The organism is Shewanella psychrotolerans (genome assembly GCF_019457595.1).
In the GTDB taxonomy this organism is placed as follows: domain Bacteria; phylum Pseudomonadota; class Gammaproteobacteria; order Enterobacterales; family Shewanellaceae; genus Shewanella; species Shewanella psychrotolerans.
This window is the reverse complement of the sequence record NZ_CP080419.1, coordinates 3,903,536-3,929,591: the sequence shown is the minus strand read 5'-3', so window position 1 is coordinate 3,929,591 and position 26,056 is coordinate 3,903,536. Positions and strand designations below refer to the sequence as shown.

14 protein-coding genes are annotated in these 26,056 nt (G+C 45.6%); 10 read left to right on the top strand and 4 right to left on the bottom strand.

Annotated features, from left to right (window positions below; translation table 11 throughout):
• Window positions 1-15: 15 nt before the first annotated feature.
• From pilB to nadC, 3 genes are all read right to left on the bottom strand, one after another.
• A complete protein-coding gene (pilB, locus tag K0I62_RS17280; protein WP_220069273.1) occupies window positions 16-1,725 on the bottom strand; it encodes a type IV-A pilus assembly ATPase PilB in 1,710 nt (569 codons plus the stop codon).
• A 119-nt stretch (window positions 1,726-1,844) separates the two neighbouring features.
• A complete protein-coding gene (locus tag K0I62_RS17275) occupies window positions 1,845-2,273 on the bottom strand; it encodes a prepilin-type N-terminal cleavage/methylation domain-containing protein (protein ID WP_434086818.1) in 429 nt (142 codons plus the stop codon).
• An 871-nt stretch (window positions 2,274-3,144) separates the two neighbouring features.
• Window positions 3,145-4,044, bottom strand: coding sequence for a carboxylating nicotinate-nucleotide diphosphorylase (nadC, locus tag K0I62_RS17270; RefSeq protein WP_220071437.1), 900 nt, complete (start codon window positions 4,042-4,044; stop codon window positions 3,145-3,147).
• Between the two features lie 358 nt (window positions 4,045-4,402).
• On the opposite strand from nadC, the gene ampD reads away from it, so the two are divergent.
• From ampD to K0I62_RS17225, 9 genes are all read left to right on the top strand, one after another.
• Window positions 4,403-4,957 (top strand): 1,6-anhydro-N-acetylmuramyl-L-alanine amidase AmpD, encoded by a 555-nt coding sequence (gene ampD / locus K0I62_RS17265; protein WP_220069272.1) that lies wholly within the window; start codon window positions 4,403-4,405, stop codon window positions 4,955-4,957.
• Window positions 4,958-5,809 carry a beta-lactamase regulator AmpE gene (ampE, locus tag K0I62_RS17260; protein ID WP_220069271.1) on the top strand — a complete coding sequence of 284 codons (852 nt, stop codon included), beginning with the start codon at window positions 4,958-4,960 and terminating at the stop codon, window positions 5,807-5,809.
• A gap of 267 nt (window positions 5,810-6,076) precedes the next feature.
• The gene (pdhR, locus tag K0I62_RS17255; RefSeq protein WP_220069270.1) at window positions 6,077-6,829 is read left to right on the top strand and encodes a pyruvate dehydrogenase complex transcriptional repressor PdhR; all 753 of its coding nucleotides are present in this window, start codon (window positions 6,077-6,079) and stop codon (window positions 6,827-6,829) included.
• Between the two features lie 70 nt (window positions 6,830-6,899).
• On the top strand, window positions 6,900-9,566 hold the full coding sequence (aceE, locus tag K0I62_RS17250) for a pyruvate dehydrogenase (acetyl-transferring), homodimeric type (protein ID WP_220069269.1): 2,667 nt from the start codon (window positions 6,900-6,902) through the stop codon (window positions 9,564-9,566).
• A gap of 11 nt (window positions 9,567-9,577) precedes the next feature.
• On the top strand, window positions 9,578-11,542 hold the full coding sequence (gene aceF, locus K0I62_RS17245; RefSeq protein ID WP_220069268.1) for a pyruvate dehydrogenase complex dihydrolipoyllysine-residue acetyltransferase: 1,965 nt from the start codon (window positions 9,578-9,580) through the stop codon (window positions 11,540-11,542).
• 152 nt (window positions 11,543-11,694) lie between these two features.
• Complete coding sequence (gene lpdA, locus K0I62_RS17240) at window positions 11,695-13,122, top strand: dihydrolipoyl dehydrogenase (protein WP_220069267.1); 1,428 nt, start codon at window positions 11,695-11,697, stop codon at window positions 13,120-13,122.
• 134 nt (window positions 13,123-13,256) lie between these two features.
• Complete coding sequence (locus tag K0I62_RS17235) at window positions 13,257-17,708, top strand: EAL domain-containing protein (protein ID WP_220069266.1); 4,452 nt, start codon at window positions 13,257-13,259, stop codon at window positions 17,706-17,708.
• Between the two features lie 191 nt (window positions 17,709-17,899).
• Entirely contained in the window at window positions 17,900-20,113 is a 2,214-nt protein-coding gene (locus tag K0I62_RS17230) for a patatin-like phospholipase family protein (protein WP_220069265.1), read from the top strand.
• Between the two features lie 134 nt (window positions 20,114-20,247).
• On the top strand, window positions 20,248-22,302 hold the full coding sequence (locus tag K0I62_RS17225) for a M13 family metallopeptidase (protein ID WP_220069264.1): 2,055 nt from the start codon (window positions 20,248-20,250) through the stop codon (window positions 22,300-22,302).
• 58 nt (window positions 22,303-22,360) lie between these two features.
• Here K0I62_RS17225 and hxpB read toward each other — a convergent pair whose 3' ends face one another.
• Complete coding sequence (gene hxpB / locus K0I62_RS17220) at window positions 22,361-23,023, bottom strand: hexitol phosphatase HxpB (protein WP_220069263.1); 663 nt, start codon at window positions 23,021-23,023, stop codon at window positions 22,361-22,363.
• A gap of 413 nt (window positions 23,024-23,436) precedes the next feature.
• Here hxpB and acnB point away from each other — a divergent pair, with 413 nt between their 5' ends.
• Complete coding sequence (gene acnB, locus K0I62_RS17215) at window positions 23,437-26,034, top strand: bifunctional aconitate hydratase 2/2-methylisocitrate dehydratase (RefSeq protein ID WP_220069262.1); 2,598 nt, start codon at window positions 23,437-23,439, stop codon at window positions 26,032-26,034.
• Window positions 26,035-26,056 lie beyond the last annotated feature (22 nt).

Here is a 26,056-nt window from a genome sequence, read left to right as displayed (position 1 = left end):
TAGTAAATGTAGTTGTTAAAAACTGGTGACTCGGTTAATTTCGGCGATACTGGTTACTCCTGCGATCACCTTACGAAGACCAGAGTCTCGCAAATCACGCATACCTTGTTGTTTCGCAATGGTGGCGATGTGTAGCGAGTTTCCTCCTTCCATAATAGTACGGGCAATCTCATCTGACATCTTCATCACCTCATAAATACCGACGCGGCCCTTATAACCGCCGGAGCAAAGGTCGCATCCTACCGGTTTATAGGCAGTAAACCCTTCATCGATTTGTGCTTGAGTAAAGCCTAAACGCAGTAGTTCGTGCTCGGGCACCTCTTCTGGTGCTCGGCACTCGGTGCATAATCGGCGTGATAGACGCTGAGCAATAATCAGGTTGACCGAACTGGCAATGTTATACCCAGGGACTCCCATGTTAATCAGGCGAGTGAGGGTTTCGGCTGCTGAGTTAGTATGTAAAGTGGAAAGGACTAAGTGACCCGTCTGCGCCGCTTTAATGGCGATTTCGGCGGTTTCTAAGTCTCGTATCTCACCGACCATCACCACATCGGGGTCTTGACGCAGGAATGAGCGCAGAGCTGATGCGAAGGTGAGGCCAGCTTTTAAGTTAATATGGACCTGATTGACGCCCTCTAAGTTAATTTCAACCGGATCTTCAGCGGTAGAGATGTTGCGCTCTTCGGTATTGAGAATATTGAGACCTGTGTAGAGGGAAACGGTTTTACCTGACCCCGTGGGGCCAGTGACTAAGATCATGCCTTGGGGTTTGGCTAGCATCTGTTCATAAAGCTCTCGCTGGTCGTCCTCGTAGCCCAACTTTTCAATGCCGAGTTGTGCCGATGAGGAGTCCAAGATACGCATCACGATCTTCTCGCCCCAGATTGTTGGCAGGGTGCTGACACGAAAATCGATAGATTTAGTGCGAGACAGCTTCATCTTGATGCGGCCATCTTGAGGGACGCGGCGCTCTGCGATATCCAGCTTTGACATGACCTTTAATCGAGCAGAAATTCGACCTGCGAGGTTTACTGGTGGCTCGGAAACTTCATGTAAAATACCATCAATACGAAAACGGATGCGATAACGCTTCTCATAAGGCTCAAAGTGGAGATCCGATGCGCCCTTACGTATGGCATCGGTTAAAATTTTATTGATGTAGATGACGATGGGGGCGTCATCACTGGCTTCCCCTTGCGGTTCTTCATTACGCTTATCGGTATCGGTGATTTCTATACCCGATAGAGAGTCTTCATCGATACCATCTAAATTCAGCGCTGAGATATCTTCTTCGAGGACTTTTTCCAGCGCCTTGGTCAGTTTGTCATCTTCGACCAGTATGGCTTCGGCGTGCAGGCCGGCACTAAATTGAAAATCTTCAAGTGCGGCAATATTGGTGGGGTCTGAGGTGCCTATATAGAGGCGATTGCCACGCTTAAATAGCGGGAGACATTTATGCTTGTCAATCAGTTTGCGATTCAGGAAGTCTTCGGGGATACTGGAAATATCGAATTCATTAAGATCTAACAGCGGGGTGCCATATTCTTCGTAACAGAGTTCAGCGATTTCTCGAGCGGATAGTAACTGTTCAGATACTATAGTTGATACAAGAGAAAGCTTAGATTGGCGAGACTGTTGTATCGCGGTGGCGATCTGTTCTTCGCTTAGCAGTTGTTTGCGAATGAATAGTGTAGATAGACCAAGATGCAAACCGCTTGTAGGCATAATTTAAACCTAAATAGACATGATTCCAAAAATCAATAGGTATAACTGAAAGAAAATTAAGTCAGATAAATTTTATCTGACTTAATTTGGAACAAGTGACTTTATGACTTATAGCATTTTTAGAGTAAGCCCGCACCTTCTTCACATTGAGTTGCCGTTGTTCCACCAGTAGAAGAAGCTGACACAGTAGCCGCATAGGTAACAACGCTGTTTGCAGGTATTGTTGCGGTAACAACGCATTCACCATCGTCATATGCAAGTGAGCCACCAGTACCTTCAGCCACTGTTCCACTCATTTCATTTACAGCTCCTACTTCAGTAGCTAAAGTGTCACAACCAATTCCTGTTTGAGCACATGCAACCCCTTTCTGGGCAAAGCCTGCAACACCCTTCATTGCTGCGCCACCGTGAGAGGTTGCTACATAATCCCGATAAGCTGGTAGTGCAATTGCAGCGAGAATACCGATGATTGCAACAACGATCATTAATTCAATTAGGGTGAAACCCTTAGCATTGCTCATGTTACGAGACATTTTGATACCTTTCATTTTTTCTCTCTCCGTTTGACAGAACGCTGACTCGATTCACCTAACCCTTTGCTTGCAGCTTTGAGGCGTTAACCTTTGAGCCTGTAGCAACTGTAACTTTAAGTTTAAGTTTAGTCATAATATTAGTGGTTAACACTCTTGCTTAAAGCACTAGCACACTATTAATACAACATTAGACCTAAACGTTACGCTCCTGCGTGTGGTCGGCTGTTTCATCCCTGGTCAAATCGTTATTGCTATCAACTATATTTAGTTACGGTTTAATCATCAATATGATGTATGTCGTTTCGGCAAACTGCACCATTTAGTTGCTTGTTAGATCGAAGTGACCCTTGTAATTTGGCTTATTGGTATTGTGCATTTATGTTTGCATGTTATACCAGTTTTTAACGCTAGTTGATGAACTTCATCATTGTGTACCGTATTAACTTGTTGATAACAATGCTGTGATAAAATTCAGTACTAGAGCTTTAAACCTAATTCCCGACCACTTCAATTTCACAATTTGGTCTACCTTAATGGTGAGCTGGCCGAAAGGGCCATCTCGCCTACTGTCAAAGTTAGTACAAAGTTAAATAAAATGAAACCATAAATTACACCAAAGTATTAATTTGATGGTAAATTTGTCTAACGAGGTACTATTGTTGTTAAAAAAGTTATAGCATCTTTTTGGCGCTGACTGAAAAAATGACACTTGGTGGGTTTTAGTCAAAAAAATAGCACTGCTGTTTTGGGGGAATTGTGAACACCCACGCTTGCGTTACAGGATTGTTGCGAAGATGTTTTGGCTCGGGCGAGGTAAGGGCAGCGAGGTTAGAGGCGAGCATAGTGAGGACCTAGTTCCTAGAGGCTAGGAACTAGGAACAGCTCGTTAGTCTTTTAAGCGCAAAGAGAGATCTAATGCTTTGACATGTTTGGTCAAGGCACCGACAGAAATGTAATCGATGCCGGTTTTGGCAAAGTCGGCGATGGTATCTAAGGTAACATTACCTGAGACTTCTAATTTCACTCGCTGGGCTGCTGGGTAGCCCTGCTCTTTATGAAAGCGTTGGTTGAGCTCGACGGCTTGGATCATCATGGTGACATCAAAGTTATCCAGCATCACGATGTCAGCTCCGGCATCTAAGGCTTGCTTTAGCTCATTAATGCTTTCGACTTCCACTTCTACCATTTTGTCGCTGGCGAGGGCTCGTGCTGATTCAATCGCTTTAGCGATAGATCCGCAGGCCATGATGTGGTTTTCCTTAATAAGGAAAGCATCGAACAGCCCGATACGGTGGTTTTTACCGCCGCCGCAGGTGACGGCATATTTTTGCGCAGTGCGCAGGCCGGGAATCGTTTTGCGGGTATCGAGCAGTTTACAATTTGTACCAGCAACTCTATCCACATAATGCTTAGTCAGTGTGGCAACGCCAGATAATGTTTGGATAAAATTCATCGCGGTACGTTCACCCGTTAAGATGACTCGTGCAGGACCTGACATTTCGCATAACACTTGATTTGGTACCAGCAGATCGCCGTCATCGACGTGCCAATGAAGTGCTACTTCACCGCCTAACTGATTAAACACTTGCTCGGCCCAAGCTTTACCAGAGAACACGCCTTCTTCACGGGTGATAAGTGTCGCTTCGGCGTATTTGTCGCTTGGGATCAACTGAGCCGTGATGTCCGCCTCGAGTTTCTCCTCGGCGTTAAGGTTGCTATCGGCTTGATAACCTAAATCTTCTTCTAATGCGATTTTGACTGATAATCGAATATCATTTTCGAGCATGTTTCTATCCTCAATGGGCTTAGCGTTGAGCATGAGTTTCTTTATGACTACTTTCATCTAATGGCTTTACTCTGTAGGCTTTTGCCTTTTGCGACTGGCTCTTTAGATGAAGGAATGTGAGTTCCACTTTGCTCTGTTTTAGCGGCTAAAGTGTACGCTGCAAGCACTTGTTCTTATTGCATTGATGATAGCAAATTTGCTAATGAAAAAGCAGGTTAAAATTGATTGGAATAATTACGTCAGTAGAAACAGAGATAGCCTGCTAATCACTTGGGTTAAAAGTCTAGCACCAATAGTGAAAAGTGGGTAAAGTGGATTGAGGTTTATCTTTTATAATTTATAGAGTTAATTGGTGAGTATGAAACCATTTAAAGCTGGCTGGATTGATTATGGGAGAAGATGTGAGTCGCCCCATTTTAATGCTCGTCCAGATGGCGAAGTGAGCTTACTGGTGATCCATAATATTAGTTTGCCAGCGGGCAAATTCGGCACTCCTTTTATCGATCAGCTTTTCCAAGGTTGCTTAGAAGTGGAAGCCGATCCCAGTTTTTGTGAGTTAAAAGGATTACAAGTTTCGGCGCACTTTCTTATTCGGCGTGACGGTGAGCTGGTGCAATATGTGAGTTGTGATGATAGAGCATGGCACGCTGGTGTTTCTTGTTATCAGGGAAGAGATGGATGTAACGACTTTGCCGTTGGGATTGAGTTAGAGGGAACGGATAATATTGCGTATACCGATGAACAATACCAACAATTGCAGCAATTAACGTTGGCCTTGTTTGAAGCGTATCCTATGCTCAATGTTGGATCGATTGTGGGTCATTGCGATATTGCGCCAGGGAGAAAAACCGATCCTGGCGATAGCTTTGATTGGCCAAGGTACAAAATGAGTCTTGTCGATAAGGGGAATTAGATGGCGCTATTTTCATTGTTAGTTGCGATCATGATTGAACGTTTAAAGCTATTACCTCAGGCATGGCAGTTAGAGACACTATTGTCGTTTTATGCCAAGGCTTTTTTCGGCAGCAAGCAGCTCGGTAATGATCTCATGATGGCAATCGCTTTAGTGCTGCCAGCCATAAGTGTACAAGTGCTAGCATGGTTCGTGACAGGTATGGTTTGGGGCGTTGTTAGCCTAGTGCTTTGGGTTGCTGTCGCAATTTTATGTTTTAGTCATTTAAAGCAACGTCAAATATTTAAACAATATATTCAGGCCGCATGTCGTGGCGATGTGCAGGCGTGCTATCACTTTGCTGATGCGCTCGACCCTTCAATTGCTGTGGATGCCGTTTCTGAAGAGGATTTAGGCGCGAAAGTTGGACAAACGGTCGCTTGGCTTAATTATCGCTTTTATGGTGCTGTAGCACTTTATTTTATCTTCTTTGGTCCGGCCGGCGCGGTGCTTTATTGTACTACTCGCTATTTTGCTGATGATGCAAAGGCTAAGGGGAAATCATTACCTTTAGTTGACTCGACATTAACCTTGTTAGACTGGTTACCCAGTCGATTGATTGCTTTTGGTTATGTGTTGAGTGGTCATTTTTCTGCTGCATTTTCAAAGTGGCGACATTTAGCTTTTGACTGGACAAAGTCGGCGAGGGAGATAGTCACCGAGGTTGCGCTGGCGGCAGAAACTATCGAAACTTCATCTAAAACCCCCATTTGTGTGCAATCGACCATCTCTTTACTACAGTTGAGTAAGCGTAATTTTATCTTATTGGTTACGGGGTTGTCTTTGTTAACGATTTTTGGTGTGGTGGTGTAATGTTAGCCTGCAGCTAGTCGGTGTTTGCTTTAGCTGCTATAGATAGCAATGTTCAATATTGGTTGACGCGATTATAGGTACTTTATCGGTGTAATTGTCGTATTTAACCTAATGGTCAGACCCCTTGCTAAGAAATATCAGCTATTCTCACAAATCGTGAGTTTACATGATGTAGATCACAAGCTAGACATCTGAAATGTGATTTGATAAAGTGCGCTCAGTCAATTAAATTGGTAAGACCAATTTACAATAGGAGCTGAGGGCCATATGGCTTATAGCAAAATCAACCAGCCAAAAATCTCTGATGTGATTATGGGGCAGTTAGAGCAGATGATCCTTGAAGGGAGTTTGCAACCTGGCCAGAAGTTACCTCCAGAGCGTGAATTGGCACTTCAATTTGAAGTCTCTCGACCATCTCTTCGTGAAGCCATTCAAAAGTTAGAAGCAAAAGGCTTATTGCTCCGCCGTCAAGGTGGTGGCACCTATGTCAAAGAGCAACTTTGGCAGAGCCTTGCCGATCCTATTGTGGAGCTGATGCATAGCGATTCTGAGAGTCAGTATGACTTACTCGAGTTTCGTCACGCCACTGAAGGCATGATGGCCTATTTTGCTGCGCTTCGGGGCACCGACGCGGATATGGCAAACATCAAACAAAAAATCCAAGCAGTAGAGGCCGCCTCCGATATTGAGGTTAAATCTAAAGCCATCGTCTGTTTTTATCGTGCGATTGCCGAAGCATCTCACAATGTGGCGATGCTGCACTTGGTATTAAGTTTATCCCCTGTGTTGCATAAGAATGTGGCGCAAAACTTGGAACTGCTTAAGCGTAGAGCCGATGCATCCAAGATGGCAAATGATCATCGGCGAGACCTGCTTGCCGCTATCGTGCGCCGTGATCCCGAAGCAGCAAGAGAAGCCTCGAATGAACATCTAAGTTATATCGAGGAAGTGATGTTGTCTGTAAGGGAAGAAGATAGCCGGTTGCAGCGTAGTCTGCGTCGTTTGAAGGGTAGCGTTTAGATAATTGTTCTAATCGTTACTTTTTATCAATTAATTCATACTATTAATGTATATAGGGAAGGACTGCGAAATGTCTGAACATATGCTACAAGATTTAGATCCGTTAGAGACTCAAGAGTGGGTGGATTCACTGCAAGCGGTATTAGAGCAGGAAGGCCCTGAGCGTGCTCATTATTTATTAGAGAAGCTGATTGATAAGGCGCGCCGTAACGGTACTCATCTGCCTTACAAAGCAACTACCGCTTATTTAAACACTATCCCTGCGGGCCAAGAGCCACATATGCCTGGCAACCAAGAGATGGAGCGTCGTATTCGCGCGATCGTGCGTTGGAATGCGCTGGCTATGGTACTTCGCGGATCGAAAAAAGATCTTGAGTTAGGTGGTCACATTTCTAGTTTCGCTTCTAGTGCGACTATTTACGATGTGTGTTTTAACCATTTTTTCCGTGCACCTAATGAAAAAGATGGCGGCGATTTGGTTTATTTCCAAGGTCACATCGCGCCAGGTATCTACTCGCGTTCATTCCTAGAAGGGCGGATTACTGAAGAACAGATGAACAACTTCCGTCAAGAAGTTGATGGTAAAGGCTTGTCTTCATATCCACATCCTAAGTTGATGCCTGACTACTGGCAGTTCCCAACGGTTTCTATGGGTCTTGGTCCTATCCAAGCGATTTACCAAGCACGTTACCTTAAGTATCTTACCGACCGCGGTCTAAAAGATTGCTCTGAGCAAACCGTATATTGCTTCTTGGGTGATGGTGAGTGTGACGAGCCTGAAACTTTAGGTGCCATCGGCCTTGCTGCTCGCGAAGAACTCGACAACTTGGTGTTTATTGTTAACTGTAACTTACAGCGTCTTGATGGCCCTGTTCGTGGTAACGGTAAAATTATCCAAGAACTTGAAGGTGAATTCCGCGGTGCAGGCTGGGAAGCGGTTAAGGTGATTTGGGGGCGTTATTGGGATCCACTATTAGCGCGTGACACTAGCGGTAAGTTACTGCAGTTAATGGAAGAAACCGTTGATGGTGAATACCAAAACTGTAAAGCTAAAGGTGGCGCTTATACTCGCGAACATTTCTTTGGTAAGTATCCCGAAACTGCCGAGATGGTTGCTAATATGTCAGATGATGACATCTGGCGTCTAAATCGTGGTGGTCATGATCCTGTTAAGATTTTTGCTGCGCTTCAACATGCTAAAAACACCAAAGGCCGTCCAACTGTTATTCTCGCGAAAACTGTTAAAGGTTATGGCCTTGGTGATGCGGGCGAAGGTAAGAACATCGCTCACAACGTTAAGAAGATGGATATCAGCGCGGTTCGTTATTTCCGTGATCGTTTCAATATCCCGATCCCAGATGATCAGTTAGAAGATATTCCTTTCTACCACCCTGGCCCAGATTCTGAAGAGGTTAAATACCTTAAGGAACGTCGTGAAGCCTTGCATGGTTCAATGCCTGCTCGTCGCCAGAAGTTCTCTGAAGATCTAGAAGTACCTTCATTGAAGATTTTTGACTCTGTGCTGAAAGGTTCAAATGGTCGTGAAATCTCAAGCACCATGGCGTTTGTACGTATTCTTACGGCACTGCTTAAAGACAAGAAAATCGGTAAGCGTATCGTGCCAATTATTCCTGATGAAGCACGTACTTTCGGTATGGAAGGCTTGTTCCGTCAAGTGGGTATTTATGCTCACGAAGGACAAAAATACGTACCACAAGATTCAGACCAAGTGGCTTACTATCGTGAAGATAAGTCAGGTCAAGTACTGCAAGAAGGTATTAACGAGCTAGGTGCAATGTCATCTTGGGTCGCTGCGGCAACCAGTTATTCAGTTAATGACACACCAACGATTCCTTTCTATATCTACTACTCTATGTTTGGTTTCCAACGTATTGGTGATATGGCATGGGCTGCGGGTGATATGCGTGCTCGTGGCTTTATGGTCGGTGGTACCTCTGGTCGTACAACGCTTAACGGCGAAGGTCTGCAGCATCAAGATGGTCACAGCCATGTGTTAGCCAACACGATTCCAAACTGTATTTCTTACGATCCCACTTATGGTTATGAGATTGCGGTTGTGGTTCAAGATGGTATCCGTCGTATGTATGGCGAAAACCAAGAAGATATCTTCTACTACTTGACCACAATGAATGAAAACTATGTTCAGCCAGAAATGCCAGAAGGCGCGGAAGAAGGTATCGTTAAAGGTATCTATAAGCTTGAGTCTGTATCTGGTAGCGGCAAGGGTAAGGTACAGCTGATGGGCTGTGGCACCATCCTTGAGCAAGTGCGTAAAGCAGCGCAAGCATTAGCAAAAGACTTCGGTATCTCTTCAGATGTATTCAGCGTAACCAGCTTCAATGAGTTGACTCGTGACGGTCAAACTGCTGAGCGTTACAACATGCTGCATCCAACTGAAACGCCTAAGCAAGCCTATATTAGCCAAGTGATCTCAAGTGATTCACCTGCGATTGTTGCTACTGATTACATGAAGATATATGGCGAGCAGTTACGTGCTTATATCCCAACAGATTACAAAGTATTGGGTACTGACGGTTTCGGCCGCAGTGACAGCCGTGAAAACTTACGTCATCACTTTGAAGTGGATGCTAAGTTCATCGTTATCGCAGCGCTTAAGTCACTCGTTGACCGTAATGAGTTACCAGTAGATGTATTGAGCAAAGCCATTGCTGAATACGGTATCGACGCTGATAAGATCAACCCACAGTACGCGTAAGGGGATAGATAATGGCTGAATTAAAAGAAGTTTTAGTCCCTGATATTGGTGGGGATGAAGTACAAGTTATCGAGATCTGCGTTGCCGTAGGCGATAGCATAGATGCTGAAGCATCTATCATCACCGTTGAGAGTGACAAGGCGACTATGGATATTCCTGCGCCTTTTGCTGGCACACTTGCAGAACTCAAAGTTGCGGTAGGTGATACCGTATCTGAAGGTTCGCTTATCGCTATGATGACTGCCGAAGCTGCTGATACAACCGCGCCAGCGGTTGCAGAAAAAACACCTGCACCAGCCGCGCCAGCCGAGCCAGTCACTGAGGCCGCCCCCGTTGCAGCTCCTGCACCTGCTGCATCATCAGCGTCACAAATTATCGAAGTTACTGTGCCTGATATCGGTGATGCGTCTGATGTGGATGTGATTGAAGTATTAGTGGCTGTTGGCGACAGTATAGATGTCGATACTGGGCTTATTACCCTTGAAACTGATAAAGCCACCATGGAGGTGCCTGCACCTGCTGCTGGTGTGGTTACGGAGATGAAAGTCTCTGTGGGTGATAAGGTTTCTCAAGGTTCCTTGGTGTTGATGTTACAAGTCAGCGGCGGTGAAGCTGCTGCGCCTGCACCTGCACCAGTTGCAGAGGCTGCATCTGAGGCTGCACCAGCTGAGACCACTATTGAAGTGAAAGAGATTGCGGTGCCCGATATTGGCGATGCATCAGATGTCGATGTGATCGAAGTGCTTGTTGTCGTTGGTGATGTTATCGAAGCTGACCAAGGCCTTATCACGCTTGAAACCGATAAGGCGACCATGGAAGTACCAGCACCGTTTGCGGGTAAATTGGTGTCGTTAACCGTTAAGGTAGGCGATAAGGTTTCTCAAGGCAGCGTTATAGCTACCGTTGAAACTCAGTCAGCAGCACCAGCAGAGGCTGTCGCTCCACAACCAGCGGCTGCGTCAGCGCCTGTTCAAGCGGCTGCAGCACCTGCTGCGAGTAAGCCTCCAGTACCACATCATCCGAGCGCGGGCAGTGCGCCTAAGACGGGGGCTGTGCATGCCTCACCAGCCGTGCGTCGTTTAGCGCGTGAGTTTGGTGCAGACCTGACGTTAGTCACAGGTACTGGTCGTAAAGGACGTATCCTTAAAGAAGACGTTCAGGCGTTCATTAAATATGAGCTAAGTCGTCCAAAAGCTTCTGCTGCTACAGCCGTTGCTGGTGGGGCTGGCGGGCTCAATGTGATTGCCGCACCTAAGGTTGATTTTGCTAAATTTGGCGAAGTCGAAGAGGTGCCACTAACACGTATTCAGAAGATCTCTGGTCCAAACCTACATCGTAACTGGGTGACTATTCCTCATGTCACTCAATTTGATGAAGCCGATATCACAGAGCTAGAATCGTTCCGTAAACAGCAGAACGAATTAGCTGCTAAGCAAAAGACAGGTGTTAAGATCACGCCATTAGTCTTTATGATGAAAGCAGTTGCTAAGGCGCTACAACAGTTCCCTGTGTTTAACTCTAGCTTGAGTGCCGACGGTGAGTCGCTGATCAAGAAGAAGTACTATCACGTTGGTGTTGCAGTTGATACGCCAAACGGTTTGGTTGTGCCCGTGGTTCGCGATGTCGATAAGAAAGGCATTCTTGAGTTATCTGCTGAGTTGATGGAGATCTCTATCAAGGCTCGTGACGGTAAGTTGAAAGCTGCAGACATGCAGGGTAGCTGTTTTACGATTTCGAGCCTAGGTGGCATCGGCGGTACGGCATTTACCCCAATAGTGAACTATCCTGATGTAGCGATTCTTGGTGTGTCTAAGTCTGAGATTAAACCTAAGTGGAATGGTAAAGAGTTTGAGCCTAAGCTAATGTTGCCATTATCTTTATCATACGACCACCGTGTGATCGATGGCGCAATGGCGGCACGCTTTAGTGTGACACTGTCAAGTATGCTGTCCGACATACGTACACTTATTTTGTAATGATAAAGGCTACTCATGTTGAGTAGCCTTTTGTTTAACTCGTTGACAGGTTAAAATGCGGCCACCTTACAAGAACACACGTTCACAAGCTGGCATCATCAAGTGTTGGGCCGGGCTTCCTCCCAACGGAATGAGAATGAATAGAGGAAAACATGAGTAACGAAATCAAAACTCAGGTAGTGGTATTAGGTGCAGGTCCTGCGGGCTATTCAGCGGCATTCCGTGCTGCAGATTTAGGTCTAGAAACAGTGATCGTTGAGCGTTTTAGTACCCTAGGTGGTGTATGCCTAAACGTGGGTTGTATCCCATCGAAGGCGCTACTTCACGTATCTAAAGTGATCGAAGAAGCGAAAGCGGTTGCTAGTCATGGTGTTGTATTTGGTGAGCCACAAATCGATTTAGATAAATTACGTGATTACAAGAAGAGTGTTATTAGCCAACTCACTACGGGTCTAGGCGGCATGTCTAAGATGCGTAAAGTTGATGTGGTTAATGGTCTCGCTAAGTTTACTAGCCCGAATACTCTTGAAGTGACTGGTGAAGATGGCGTTAAAGTGGTTCGCTTTGAACAAGCGATTATCGCTGCGGGTTCACGTCCAATTCAGCTGCCTTTCATTCCTCATGAAGATCCACGCATTTGGGATTCAACCGATGCACTAGAACTTAACGAAGTGCCAGGTAAGCTGCTTGTTATGGGCGGCGGCATCATTGGTCTCGAAATGGGTACCGTATACTCTTCGCTAGGTAGTGAGATTGATGTGGTTGAGATGTTCGACCAAGTTATCCCTGCTGCCGATAAAGATATCGTTCGTGTGTACACCAAGAAGATCAAGAAGAAGTTCAACTTGATCCTTGAAACCAAAGTGACAGCGGTTGAAGCGAAAGAAGATGGTATTTACGTTTCAATGGAAGGTAAAAAAGCGCCTGCTGAGCCAGTTCGCTATGATGCAGTGTTGGTTGCGATTGGTCGTACGCCAAACGGTAAGTTGATTGATGCCGATAAAGCGGGTGTTAAAATTGATGAGCGTGGCTTTATTAACGTCGACAAGCAGATGCGTACTAACGTACCGCACATCTATGCCATCGGCGATATCGTCGGCCAGCCAATGCTTGCGCACAAAGGTGTGCATGAAGGCCACGTTGCTGCAGAAGTGATTTCAGGTATGAAGCATTTCTTCGATCCCAAAGTCATCCCATCAATTGCTTATACTGACCCTGAAGTTGCTTGGGTTGGTCTAACCGAGAAAGAAGCTAAAGAGCAAGGCATTGCTTATGAAACAGCGACTTTCCCATGGGCAGCCAGTGGCCGTGCTATTGCTTCAGACTGCTCTGAAGGTATGACTAAGCTTATCTTTGATAAGGAAACTCATCGTGTTATCGGTGGGGCTATCGTAGGTGTTAACGGTGGTGAACTCCTTGGTGAAATCGGCCTTGCGATCGAAATGGGTTGTGATGCTGAAGATTTAGCGCTTACTATCCATGCTCATCCAACATTGCATGAGTCTGTTGGCTTAGCCGCAGAAGTTTATGAAGGTTCAATTACTGATTTGCCTAACCCTAAGGCAAAGAAGAAGAAATAACTTAGGTTATTCAGTGAAAAGCGCTCAATGAGCGCTTTTTTTTTGCTAGTCTTACTTATATGATGTAACCACGTTGTATTTTTAATAACATCTCCATTATTTTTAGCTGATGAATCACTGAGTTACTTTTATCTATGAGCAATAACGGCTGGTGCCGATCTATTTTTTACTTTTTGCTTTTTTGGGTTATTGCTGTACCCGTTTCAGCTGGTGATTTAGTTCAGCGGGTTTTTAGTGCGCGAGATGGACTAAATAATGCGATAGTTAATCATATTAGCTTTGATGAATATGGCTATACTTGGCTGTCTACTGAGCAAGGTCTTTATCGTGTTAGCGATACCACATCTAGGCGTATAGATAAAATAAAACAGGATATCCGTCTCTCGGATGAATACATCATCTTCACTATACCGCTTAGCAAAAATCATCTGTTAGTGAGTAGTTACGCTAACACCTATCTTTATAATTTGATGACAGATGAGTTTGTCCAGTTTGGTAGCCTTGAGCTGTTTCCTGACTTTAAAAAGAGTGGTTTACAAGCCATTACGAAGCAAAAAGATGGCAGCTATATCTTTGTAAACTATCAATCAGAGATATATCGTTTCGATTATGTGGCGATGGAGCTTAATTTTGTTAATGCCTTGCCCCATGATCCCGATATTCCGTGGAGGGTATTGGCCAAGTTTAATGATAACCAGCTTATTGTTGGTACCAGTAGAGAGCTTCAATTAAGAGACAGCTTAGGGATGCTACGGGCTCTGTTTCCTTGGACTGAAACCATGGGATTGATAAAGACCTTGTTTGAGGATCGAGCGGGTCGAATTTGGTTAGGTTCGAGTAACGGTTTGTACCGTGTTTATCCCGATTCCGTCACCGTTGAAAAAGTGGCTCAAATGCCATTTTACATCACGCATATGGCCCAAGACCAAAAGGGGTTTATTTGGTTATCTGGCAGAGATGGTTTGATAAAGTGGAATCCAGATACCTTAGAGTTAAAGCAATTTTCCGACCAACTTAAGCGCGCGGCAGACTTAGATTATGTGTATGACATCGCTGTAGACAGCAACGATATTATTTGGGTTGGTGGCTCGGGTGATGGACTGGCTGTTATAGCCGATGAACCTGATTTTTCTGTGGATAATTTGACTCGAAAGGCACCCTATAAATTGGGTGATGAGATGGTTTGGGCTATTTATGCTGAAGATCAACGAGTTTGGCTTGGTAGCGATAAAGGTTTGATCGATGTCGATAGGGATCTTAAACGTAGTGTACTAATCACGCCATTAGGAATGGAAGTCAATGACAGTATTTATACCGTTGAGAGTATGGATTCAGAGCACCTGTTATTAGGCTCGACCAATGGTCTGTTTATTTATAATAAAGCGACTAAACAAGCGATACGCTTTGCCCAGTGGACAGGGGGAGAATCCTCTTTAGAAAATAAAATGATCTTTGCTAGCTACAAAGATCCACTGTTGATTGACCGATGGTGGTTTGTGACCGCTACAGGTTTATTTTATTGGGATAATGGCACTTTAGAACCTCAGTCTTTACCTGTTAAAGGTACCGATGGGGTTGTACGCAAAGGTCCGTTACGTTCCATTTTTCGTAGTGCGGATGGTAAGTTGTGGCTTGGCGGTGAAAACTCCTTTGGTTACCTTGATAGCCGCGGCGTGTTTTTTTCTCGTAGTGATATTTTTGCCGATACTAATAGCGTTATCGAAGTTAGCTACATTCAAGAGATCGATTCTGGAGTGTTATGGTTAGGCACATCCCCCAAAGGGCTGGTGGAATACCACCCTAAGACAGGGGCTACCTATATGTTGACCAAGAAGTGGGAACTCGACTGTAGTTCTGTCTATTTTATTGAGCAGGTGCCAGGCTATCGTCTTATTGGGTGTCCAAATTCGTTAGTCAGTCAGGATTTAGTTTCTGGTCAATTACTGGTTATAGAGAAACAAGATGGGTTAATCAGTCATGAGTTAAATGACGGAGCCTCCTTTTATCAACCCAGTGCAGGGCTCTATGTCGGTAGTCCCGATGGCGTAGGCCTGGTTGATGTTCCTTTACTTAAAAATCGACTCACTGAAGATGGCATTATGCTCGAATCGATATCGGTATTTTATGAAAATAAAACAGATATTGATCTTAATCCACCAGAACATAAGGTTGTGCATCCTGGCTCGAGACTGATTAGTTTTCAGCTGACGAGTTTAGATTATTTGACCGATACTCCGTTCGAATTACAGTACCGGTTGCGCCGTGAAGGAAAATCTTCAACGGTGAATTATCTGCAGTTAAATGGACAGTCTCAGGTTAATGTGTCTGGTTTAGAAGCGGGCAATTATACCTTAGACATTCTCAGCGAGAAGAATGGCATTTGGTCGAAAACACCTTACTCATACTCATTCAGTGTTGAAGATTTTTGGTGGAATCATAGTTGGTTTAAAATTCTACTCGTATTGTCTTTGTTCCTTGTCGGTTTATATTTTTTGATCGTCAGGCAAAGACAGCTTTCTGCATTTAGACAGCTTAATAGCGCACTTCAAGAAAGTGAAGCCAGATTAAGGCAATCGCTACGTGGCAGTGATTCAGAGCTGTGGGAGTGGCACAGTGATACTGAGCTGTTTAGCTTAGAAAATAATGGTGGAAATTTTCCTAGTGATGCTAAGGCAATGACGATCTCTATGGCTGAGTTCCCCATCTTTGATGATGATAAAGAAAAGGTTCAGCAAGCCTGGTTTCGTCTTATTAATAAACAAGACGATCGTTTCGATGTTGATTACCGTTATCGTCGTAGCGATGGCTCCTTTGGGTGGACTCGGGTGAGAGGACGTCCACTTGAGTTCGATTCCGTCAGTGGCAAGGTGAAAAAGGTCGCAGGTATCTATACCGATATTACCATGCAGCGTCGCTTGGAAGATGATGTAAAGCTGTTGGCACAAGCGTTTGGTAATACATCCGAGGGGGTATTGATTCTTGATGCTGATGAGCGAATTAGAGTTTCTAATAAAGCGGCGCAACATATTTTAGGGATAAATGCAGAAGATCTTGTTGATCGCTATTTTTCTCAATTAGTTTATCAAACTGATGAACGCAGTGATGAGATTCAACTGCTACTCGAACAAGGACTCTCTTGGACTGGAGAGCATGACTTTAGGGCGGCCGATGGCACTATTTGCCCTGTATGGTTGAATCTATCGACTATGAATGACGAGCGTGGTGTTGTTTCTCACTATGTCGCCGTGTTCTCAGATATTACCGAAAGAAAGCAGACGGAAGCGGATCTACGTCGTCTTGCTAACTATGACGTATTAACTGGATTACCTAATCGGTCTTCATTTTCGACTCGACTGGCAAAAACAATTCATAAAGCTGAGTCGACGGACGAAAAATTAGCCTTGATATTTCTCGATTTAGATCGCTTTAAAAATGTTAATGATTCCTATGGCCATAGTATGGGAGACGCTTTGCTGATCGAAGCGTCGCATCGTTTGCAGTCTTGCGTCGCTGACGAGCACACTCTGTGTCGGTTCGGTGGTGATGAGTTTGTTATTTTACTACGAAATATGGACGACATTGATGAGATTAACCACCTATGTGATGCCTTAATCCGTCAGATTGAGAAGCCGTTCGAGCTCTATGGAAGAGAGTTTTTTATCTCCACCAGTATTGGCGTCAGTTTATGGCCTGATGATGCTAAGCAACCAGAGATGTTGATTAAAAATGCCGATCAGGCCATGTATCACGCAAAAGAGGAAGGGCGTGGTAATTTTCAGTATTTCTCTGCGGAGCGAAATGCAGAAGCACTTTATCATCTCAAGTTAGAAGCAGATCTGCGTAAGGCGATCGATAAGCAAGAGTTTGAACTGTATTTCCAACCACAAATTGATATTTTAAAAGACGATAAAGTCATAGGTATGGAAGCATTGCTTAGGTGGTGCCACCCTAAAGAGGGCTATATCAGACCCGATATCTTTATTAAGGTCGCCGAGTCCTGTGGTTTGATCGTGGATATAGACCGTTGGGTATTGAGGCAAGCCTGTCTTCAAGGGGCGAAATGGGAGCGAGAATTCGGGACTGGCTTTAAGTTGTCAGTCAATGTCTCTGCGGTACAATTTAGGCAGCCAGGCTTTATTCTCGGAGTCCAGCAAGCACTAGCCGATTCGGGGATGTCGCCTAACATTCTTGGTCTTGAGATCACGGAAGGCGTGTTGATGAAAGAACTACATGTGGCCAAAGAGCATCTCAAAGCGTTGCGCGGGCTTGGGATCGATGTGGCTATTGATGACTTTGGTACCGGTTATTCGTCGCTAGCTTACCTACGTAGTTTTGATGTGAGCACCCTAAAAATAGATCGCTCATTTTTGATCGATATTGCTAATAACGAAGCCGACCAAGCGATTGTTAGCAGTATTATCGAACTTGCTCGAAACCTTAAGTTAACCGTTGTCGCTGAGGGCATTGAGACTCAGGAGCAATTGGAGCAAGTCTTTAGCCGTGGTTGTTACATTATTCAAGGTTATTATTTTGCTAAACCAATGGCGGTTAGCGAATTTGAGGTTTATTTACGGGACAGAGCATAAGTCATAAACCTCTGTTCTAACTAGCTAATGAATGACTCGGAATCTGGTCAGGCTCACCTAGTTTAGCTTGTTTAATCTCTTAATCTAAGTTGAGGATAATGATGATTGGATAGCAAGCTTACTTTTTCGTTTGTTAATATGTTTGCTAGAATGTGCAACCTTGTTTCAATAACGATAATAAACAATCCTATATGATACGTTTTCTTGTATTAAGCCTTTCCCTGTGTTTTAGCATTACGACTTATGCCGAAGCGATTCGTCCCAAAATTGGGTTGGTTCTCAGTGGCGGTGGTGCAAAAGGTGCCGCTCATGTGGCTGTGCTGAAAGTGATTGAAGATAACCATATTCCAATCGATTACATTGCGGGTACCAGTATTGGGGCTTACGTTGGGGGGATGTATGCTCTGGGTTATAGCGCCGAGGAGATCGAAGAGATCATGATGGGCGCCAACTGGAATGCTGGTTATTCAGATACCATTCCCCGCGAGGCCCTCAGTTATCGCGGTAAGCAGCAGCGCGACAGGTTCAATATCCCCATTAATGTGGGTTATCGGGACGAAGAAGTACAGGTTCCAAATGGCCTATTACATGGTCAGTCTATGTCTATTTTGCTGCAGCGTTCGACGGATCTGGTGCATAAGTTTGAGCATTTTGATCAATTACCTATTCCTTATCGTGCGGTGGCAACCGATCTTGAAACCAGTGGTGCCGTGGTGATCGATAGCGGCAGTCTGGTTGATGCTATGCAGGCATCTGCTACTGTACCGGGAGCACTGCAGGCTGCTCAGTATAAGGGCCGTATCGTTGTTGATGGCGGTATCGCCAACAATATGCCGGTAGATGTGGTGAAGGCTATGGGTGCCGATATCGTCATCGCTGTGGATATCGGTTCGTCCTTGGTAAAACGAGATCAACTGGAAAGCACGGTTGCTGTGTTAAATCAGTTGTCGACCATGTTGACCAATGCCAGTACCGAGCGACAAAAGCAGTTGATGACGGATAAAGATATCCTGATCCGCCCCGAGGTGGGGGTGCTCAGTACCACAGACTTTACCATCATGCCTGAAGCTTTTCGTTTGGGTGAGGTTGCGACGCAGCAACAACTTGAAAGGCTCAAACAACTTACCGTGACCTCAGAGCAGTACGCGGCCTATCAGGCGCATAAAGATGCCGTCAGCGTAGGTTGGCTCTATAACCTTTCGCAACCTGTCGTTGCCATACGCTTCGACAACAATTCTAGGGTGAGTGAAAAGTTGTTGGCTGAAACCTTAGGTATAGCGCCGGGAGAGGTGGTCGACAAGGCCAAGTTGGAGAAGGGGATAAATAACGTTTACGCCTTAGATAAATTTGAGCGGGTTAACGCCGAGTTTATTGATACCGAAGAAGGGCGTGTCATGGTGTTGCAAACCCGCGCCAAGTCATGGGGACCCAATTACTTTCAGCTGGGTTTTAGCTGGGAAGACGACTTCACCTTAGATTCTGCCGTGGCGTTTGATGTTGCCTATACCATGACAGATCTCACCGCCTATGGCGGCGAATGGCGCAATGAACTGCGTTTGGGTTATGAGAAATTACTCTCCTCTGAGCTGTATCTACCGCTGGATTCTGATCAGCGTTATTTTTCCCGTGCCGAATTGGGTTACGAGAATAAAGATTGGACCTTGTATGAGGCGAATAGCTTGTTTTTGGAGTTGGATCAGGTCAAGTATCACGCGGAGATGGGCATAGGCTACAACTACATCAAAGAAGGGTTGGTGGAATTGGGGCTGATGGGCGACGCAGGCTACCTTGAGAATGCCATTTTAGACGGCCGTGCCGACTTTAGTTCCTATGGAGCCTATTTTAAGTTTGGCTTTGATGACCTAGACAGCATCAGCTTCCCGACTTCAGGTAATCGTCTCACGGTTAACATCTACTATCGCCGTGAGCATTCTCCCGACATTTTTGGAGACGATCCATCCGAGACTTCGTTCCAGATCAAGGCGGATTGGCGTGGTGCCCTGAGTGTTGGTAATCATGCCTTCGTGGGTAAGGCCTCGCTGGCGACCGTGGATAAGGAGCGGGGCTTTAGTGTTAACGTGTCTGAGTTAGGCGGTTTCCTCAACTTATCTGGATACCACAAGAATGCCTTAGTCGGGCCGCACAAGCTATTCGGTGCCTTCGTCTATCAATACGATCTTGGGCGCGACATGTTGGGCATGACTGATTACCCTCTCTATGTGGGGGCTAGTATTGAGGCGGGTAATGTCTGGTCTATTCGAGACAGTGTCAGCTTCGACGACCTTATTTATGGTGGCAGCCTCTATCTGGGGACTGATACTCCAATAGGTCCTGCAGCAGTCGGTTATGGCTGGACAGACGACGGCGAAAATACTGTCTTCCTGTTTCTGGGTAAGAACTGGTAGGCAGATAAAGACGTCATACAAAGTTACAAAATCACCCTACAGTCAGACTGGCTGGGGTGATAGTGTGTCATTCGCAATGGTTTAACTAACCAGAAGATTAACAATAAAGCATAAAATGAACCGGGGATTTAGAGATGAAAAGAGTCAGTCATTTGGCATTGGCCGTAGCACTCGGCTTAGGCCTAGGGGCCTGCAGTAGTCAGGATGCCAGCAAGGTAGAGAGTGTGAAAACGGTCAAGGTGTCGGGTGTAGAGAAAGAGAACTTCGACCCTCAAGTGCGTCATCAGGACGACTTCTATTACAGTGTTAATGGTCATTGGCTCGCGACCACGCCTATCCCGGCTGATAAGTCTAATTACGGCGCTTTTTCGGTTTTGTATGAGCAAAGCCAAAATGCGTTAAAAGAGATCATCGACGAAGTCGCCGCCATGCCAAACAAGGCTGAAGGCTCGAGCGAACAGAAAGTGGGTGATTTTTACGCCAGCTATATGAACACCGATCTGGCCGAGCAGCTAGGCGTAACGCCAATTAAGGCGCCGATGGCCGAGATCCAAGGTCTTAAGAATCATCAAGATGTTGCCAACCAAATGGGAAAACTCTTGGTCTCTGGTGTGCAAGTGCCACTGGGCTTCTACGTTAACAATGATGCCAAGAAGTCGACCCAGTATGGTGTCTATTTCTACCAGTCTGGCTTAACCCTGCCGGATCGCGATTACTACCTGAAAGACGACGCTAAGTTTGTCGCCAATCGCGCTGCGTTGCAAAGCTATATCGCTGAATTGCTAGAAAAGGCAGGCTATTCTCATGCCAAACGTGCGGCGAAAAATGTCGCCGAGATCGAGCATTTTCTGGCAGAGAGTCAGTGGACGCGCACCGAGTCACGTGACGCCAATAAGAGCTACAACAAGATGGATATCGCCGGCTTGCAACAGACGGTGAGCAATTTCGATTACTCACAGTTTGCCAACGGCGCCGACATGAATAAGGTCACCGAAGTGATTGTTCGCCAGCCCTCTTTCTTCGATAAATTTGGCAAGCAGTTTAATCAATTTAGCGTGGAACAGTGGCAAGATTACCTGATGTTCCATCTGGTCGACAGCTATGCCGAGTTGCTGAATAAAGAGTTGGTTGACCTACACTTTGCGTTCCATGGCAAAACATTGATGGGTATCGAAGAGCAGAAGCCACGCTGGAAGAAGGCGGTAGATGCGGCCGATCAGGTGATTGGTGAGCTGGTGGGTAAAGAGTACGTTAAGCGTCACTTTAAGCCAGAAGCCAAGGCGCGTATGGAGAAGATGATCCAAAACCTGATCAAGGGTTTTGAGGTGAGCATCAATGAACTTGAGTGGATGACGCCTGAAACTAAGGTGGCGGCCCAAGAGAAGCTGTCTAAGTTCAACTACAAGATCGGCTATCCAGACAAGTGGAAAGATTACACAGATCTTAGCATCAAGGCGGATGACCTGGTGGGGAACTACTTGCGTTACGCGCACTTCGAGTATAAGAGCATGCTGGATAAGTTAGGTCAGCCAATCGATCGCACCGAGTGGCACATGACGCCACAGACGGTCAATGCCTACTACAGCCCTGTGATGAACGAGATCGTCTTCCCCGCTGCGATTCTGCAACCGCCATTCTTTAACATGGATGCCGACGATGCGATCAACTATGGTGGTATCGGTGCCGTTATTGGCCATGAAATTAGCCATGGTTTCGACGACCAAGGGGCCAAGTATGACGGCGATGGCAACTTGAGAGATTGGTGGTCAGACAAAGACAGAGAAGAGTTTAACAAGCGCGGTGCTAAGCTGAGCGCCCAGTATTCTGGTTACGAAGCCTTGCCTGGTAAGTTTGTGAATGGTGACCTCACCTTGGGTGAAAACATTGGTGATCTCGGTGGCCTAACGGTGGCTGCGCGCTCTTATCAGCTGAGTCTCAACGGTAAAGAGGCGCCGGTGATCGACGGTCTGACCGGTGAGCAGCGTCTGTTTATCGGTTGGTCTCAGGTATGGCGTCGTAACTATCGCGATGAAGAGCTGGGTCGTCGTCTGTTGACCGATTCGCATTCACCAAGTCATTTCCGCGCCATGGGTACGCCGCGTAACATACCAGCCTTCTACGAGGCATTTGATGTTAAGGCGGGCGACAAGATGTACCTGAGCGAACAAGAGCGCGTGAAAATCTGGTAAACATTGCCTTATTTGAGACAAGCCCATCAGATGATGGGCTTTTTACTATGTCGTCTTATTAAATCAGCGCTAAGTAGCTCTCTAATTCGGTTAAATCGCTTAATTGGCAATTTGCTGCAGCCCACCTTGGTTGTTTCGCTTCATGGGGCGCGGGAATCACCGCACTGCGCATGTTAGCTGCTCTTGCAGCGATAAGACCATTAAAAGAGTCTTCAATAGCAAGGCATGATGTTGGAGGGATATCTAAGGCTTGGGCGCAATTGAGATAAACTTCAGGGTGCGGCTTGCCAAAAGTGAGCGACTCGGCACTACAGATGGCATCGAAATAAGCGCGAATATCCAGTTTTTGCATCACAGCATCGATAAGAGGTGATGATGAAGAGGTGGCTAAACCAATTTTCAATCCTCTATTCTTACAGGTATCTAGGGCTTGGATCACCCCCTTCATTGCTTTGCCATTTGTTAATATGTCTGCAGCAACCTTATCAACGATTGCGTCGGCAGTTGCTTGATTGTCATAGTTGTCCCAAGGTTGGCGTTGATACCAAAATTCGACAACTTGATCTATGCGCAGGCCTGTCGTTTGCACCATTTCCTCTAGGGAAATGGTTAAACCAAGTTGGCTAAGAACATTAAACTCAGCAGCTTGCCAGCTGGGCTCTGAATCGATTAATACACCATCCATATCGAAGATCACGGCGGCTAATATCTTTTGGCTCATTTGAATAATCCTAGGAGCATTTCAGGTGATGAAAGTGGAACATTATGCGCAATAATTGGGTAATTACGACCCATAAATGAAAGTTTTTTAGATTATTTATCGTTAATAAATACTTGATTTAGTTCGTTTACAATAAAGTGTGTAAAAAGATTAAATCGCATATATATCAATTGTTTGGTATGTGTTTCAAACTATTGTCTAATTTCATTTGTTTTATCACTGAGATAAATTGTCTTACGCCCTAGAGAATCCCCGTAATTTCTCACATCTAAGAGTGTGATCTGATTCATACTTTTGCAAAGCTGTAGTATAATGCGGTCCGGAAATACGGGTTGAGCCTGCTTGACTGTTAGCTTCTTTATTGAAGACGTGCAGTTTCGCTGTTAGAACGCCAAACAAAGAGGAATGTTGCCGTGCTAGAAGCATATCGTAAACACGTCGCAGAACGTGCTGCAGAGGGCGTAGTCCCTAAGCCACTAGATGCCCATCAAGTGGCCGAATTAATCGAATTAGTAAAGAATCCGCCAGCGGGTGAGCAAGATTTTATTCTTGGCCTGCTAGAAAACAGAATCCCACCAGGGGTTGATGAAGCGGCATACGTTAAAGCTGGCTTCCTAGACGCACTGGCCAAAGGTGAAGTGACTTCTCCAATTCTCTCTTCTGAGCGCGCAGTTGAACTGCTTGGTACTATGCAGGGTGGCTACAATATTGAGCCACTGATCGCACAATTAGACCATGCATCACAGGCTCCGTCGGCTGCTAAAGCACTGTCAAACACTCTGTTGATGTTTGATGCTTACCACGATGTGGTTGAGAAGATGCAAGCGGGTAATGATTACGCGAAGCAAGTCGTTGAGTCTTGGGCAAATGCTGAGTGGTTCCTAAACCGTCCAAAGCTTGCTGAAAAGGTAACGCTTACCGTATTTAAAGTGACAGGTGAAACTAACACCGATGATTTGTCACCAGCACCAGACGCTTGGTCTCGTCCTGATATCCCATTGCATGCCTTAGCTATGCTAAAAAACGCCCGTGACGGTATCGTGCCTGATGAAGCGGGCGTTGTCGGTCCAATTAAAGAGATCGCCAGCCTAAAAGAGAAAGGTCATCCACTCGTGTATGTGGGCGATGTTGTGGGTACGGGGTCTTCACGTAAGTCAGCAACTAACTCTGTGCTTTGGTTCATGGGTGATGATATCCCTTATGTGCCTAACAAGCGTGCTGGTGGTTTCTGCCTTGGCGGTAAGATTGCACCTATTTTCTTCAACACTATGGAAGATGCGGGTGCATTGCCAATCGAGCTAGATGTTAGCAAGATGAATATGGGCGATGTGATTGATATCTATCCATATGAAGGTGTCGTTAAGCTTCATGGTACTGATGAAGTTATTTCAGAATTCAAACTGAAAACTGAAGTATTGTTAGATGAAGTTCGTGCTGGTGGTCGTATTCCACTGATCATCGGCCGTGGCTTAACTGACCGTGCGCGTGAAACATTAGGCTTACCTGCATCTGACGTATTTGTACGTCCACAAGACGTGGTTGATTCTGGTAAAGGTTATACCTTAGCTCAGAAGATGGTCGGTAAGGCATGCGGCGTTGCCGGTGTGCGCCCTGGCCAATACTGTGAGCCTAAGATGACATCTGTCGGTTCACAAGATACTACAGGTCCTATGACGCGTGATGAACTTAAAGATTTAGCATGTCTTGGCTTCAGCGCCGATTTGACTATGCAGTCTTTCTGTCACACCGCGGCTTATCCAAAGCCAGTTGACGTTAATACTCATCACACCTTGCCTGATTTCATCATGAACCGTGGTGGTGTGTCACTGCGTCCTGGTGATGGTGTTATCCACTCTTGGCTAAACCGTATGTTACTGCCTGATACTGTCGGTACGGGTGGTGACTCACATACTCGTTTCCCAATTGGTATCTCATTCCCTGCGGGTTCTGGTTTAGTGGCATTTGCTGCTGCGACGGGTGTTATGCCTCTCGATATGCCTGAATCTGTATTGGTTCGTTTTAAAGGTCAGATGCAGCCAGGCATCACGTTACGTGATTTGGTACATGCTATCCCGTTAAAAGCGATTGAAATGGGTCTATTAACGGTTGAGAAGAAAGGCAAAATCAATGCTTTCTCTGGCCGAGTATTAGAGATTGAAGGTCTAGAGCACCTGAAAGTTGAGCAAGCGTTCGAACTTTCTGATGCGTCTGCAGAGCGTAGCGCTGCTGGCTGTACCATTAAACTGGGTAAAGAGCCAATCACCGAATATCTTAACTCTAACATCGTGATGTTGAAGTGGATGATAGCCGAAGGTTATGGCGATCGTCGTACTATCGAGCGTCGTATTACTGCGATGCAAGAGTGGATAGCTAATCCAGAGCTTATGGAAGCCGATAGTGATGCTGAATACGCAGAAGTTATCGAGATCGATTTGAATGAGATCAAAGAACCTATTCTTTGTGCGCCAAATGATCCTGATGATGCGGTATTGCTTTCATCTGTTGCCGAAACAAAAATTGACGAAGTGTTCGTTGGTTCTTGTATGACTAACATTGGTCACTTCCGTGCTACTGGTAAGATGCTAGACAAGTTTGCTAAGACCTTGCCGACACGTCTATGGATCGCGCCACCCACTAAGATGGACAGAGATCAGTTAACGGAAGAGGGTTACTACGCCATCTTCGGTCGTGTCGGTGCGCGTATCGAGATCCCAGGTTGTTCACTGTGTATGGGTAACCAAGCACGTGTTGCCGAAGGTGCTACCGTGGTATCAACTTCGACACGTAACTTCCCGAATCGTCTTGGTACTGGTGCAAACGTTTACTTAGCGTCTGCCGAGCTTGCCGCTGTGGCTGCGCTACTGGGTCGTTTACCGTCACCAGCAGAGTATCAAGAGTACGCGAAAGAGCTCGATGCGACTGCGGCTGATACGTATCGCTACTTGAACTTCGATCAGATTGATTCTTATACCAAAAAAGCCAGCGAAGTGATCTTCCAGTCTGCGGTTTAATCAATAGGATTCAGTTTTAGCG

Bases quoted from the DNA above. Each gene is read 5' to 3' on its own strand.
- pilB (WP_220069273.1), bottom strand. From the start codon at position 1,725: ATGCCTACAAGCGGTTTGCATCTTGGTCTATCTACACTATTCATTCGC.
- K0I62_RS17275 (WP_434086818.1), bottom strand. From the start codon at position 2,273: ATGAAAGGTATCAAAATGTCTCGTAACATGAGCAATGCTAAGGGTTTC.
- nadC (WP_220071437.1), bottom strand. From the start codon at position 4,044: ATGCTCGAAAATGATATTCGATTATCAGTCAAAATCGCATTAGAAGAA.
- ampD (WP_220069272.1), top strand. From the start codon at position 4,403: ATGAAACCATTTAAAGCTGGCTGGATTGATTATGGGAGAAGATGTGAG.
- ampE (WP_220069271.1), top strand. From the start codon at position 4,958: ATGGCGCTATTTTCATTGTTAGTTGCGATCATGATTGAACGTTTAAAG.
- pdhR (WP_220069270.1), top strand. From the start codon at position 6,077: ATGGCTTATAGCAAAATCAACCAGCCAAAAATCTCTGATGTGATTATG.
- aceE (WP_220069269.1), top strand. From the start codon at position 6,900: ATGTCTGAACATATGCTACAAGATTTAGATCCGTTAGAGACTCAAGAG.
- aceF (WP_220069268.1), top strand. From the start codon at position 9,578: ATGGCTGAATTAAAAGAAGTTTTAGTCCCTGATATTGGTGGGGATGAA.
- lpdA (WP_220069267.1), top strand. From the start codon at position 11,695: ATGAGTAACGAAATCAAAACTCAGGTAGTGGTATTAGGTGCAGGTCCT.
- K0I62_RS17235 (WP_220069266.1), top strand. From the start codon at position 13,257: ATGAGCAATAACGGCTGGTGCCGATCTATTTTTTACTTTTTGCTTTTT.
- K0I62_RS17230 (WP_220069265.1), top strand. From the start codon at position 17,900: ATGATACGTTTTCTTGTATTAAGCCTTTCCCTGTGTTTTAGCATTACG.
- K0I62_RS17225 (WP_220069264.1), top strand. From the start codon at position 20,248: ATGAAAAGAGTCAGTCATTTGGCATTGGCCGTAGCACTCGGCTTAGGC.
- hxpB (WP_220069263.1), bottom strand. From the start codon at position 23,023: ATGAGCCAAAAGATATTAGCCGCCGTGATCTTCGATATGGATGGTGTA.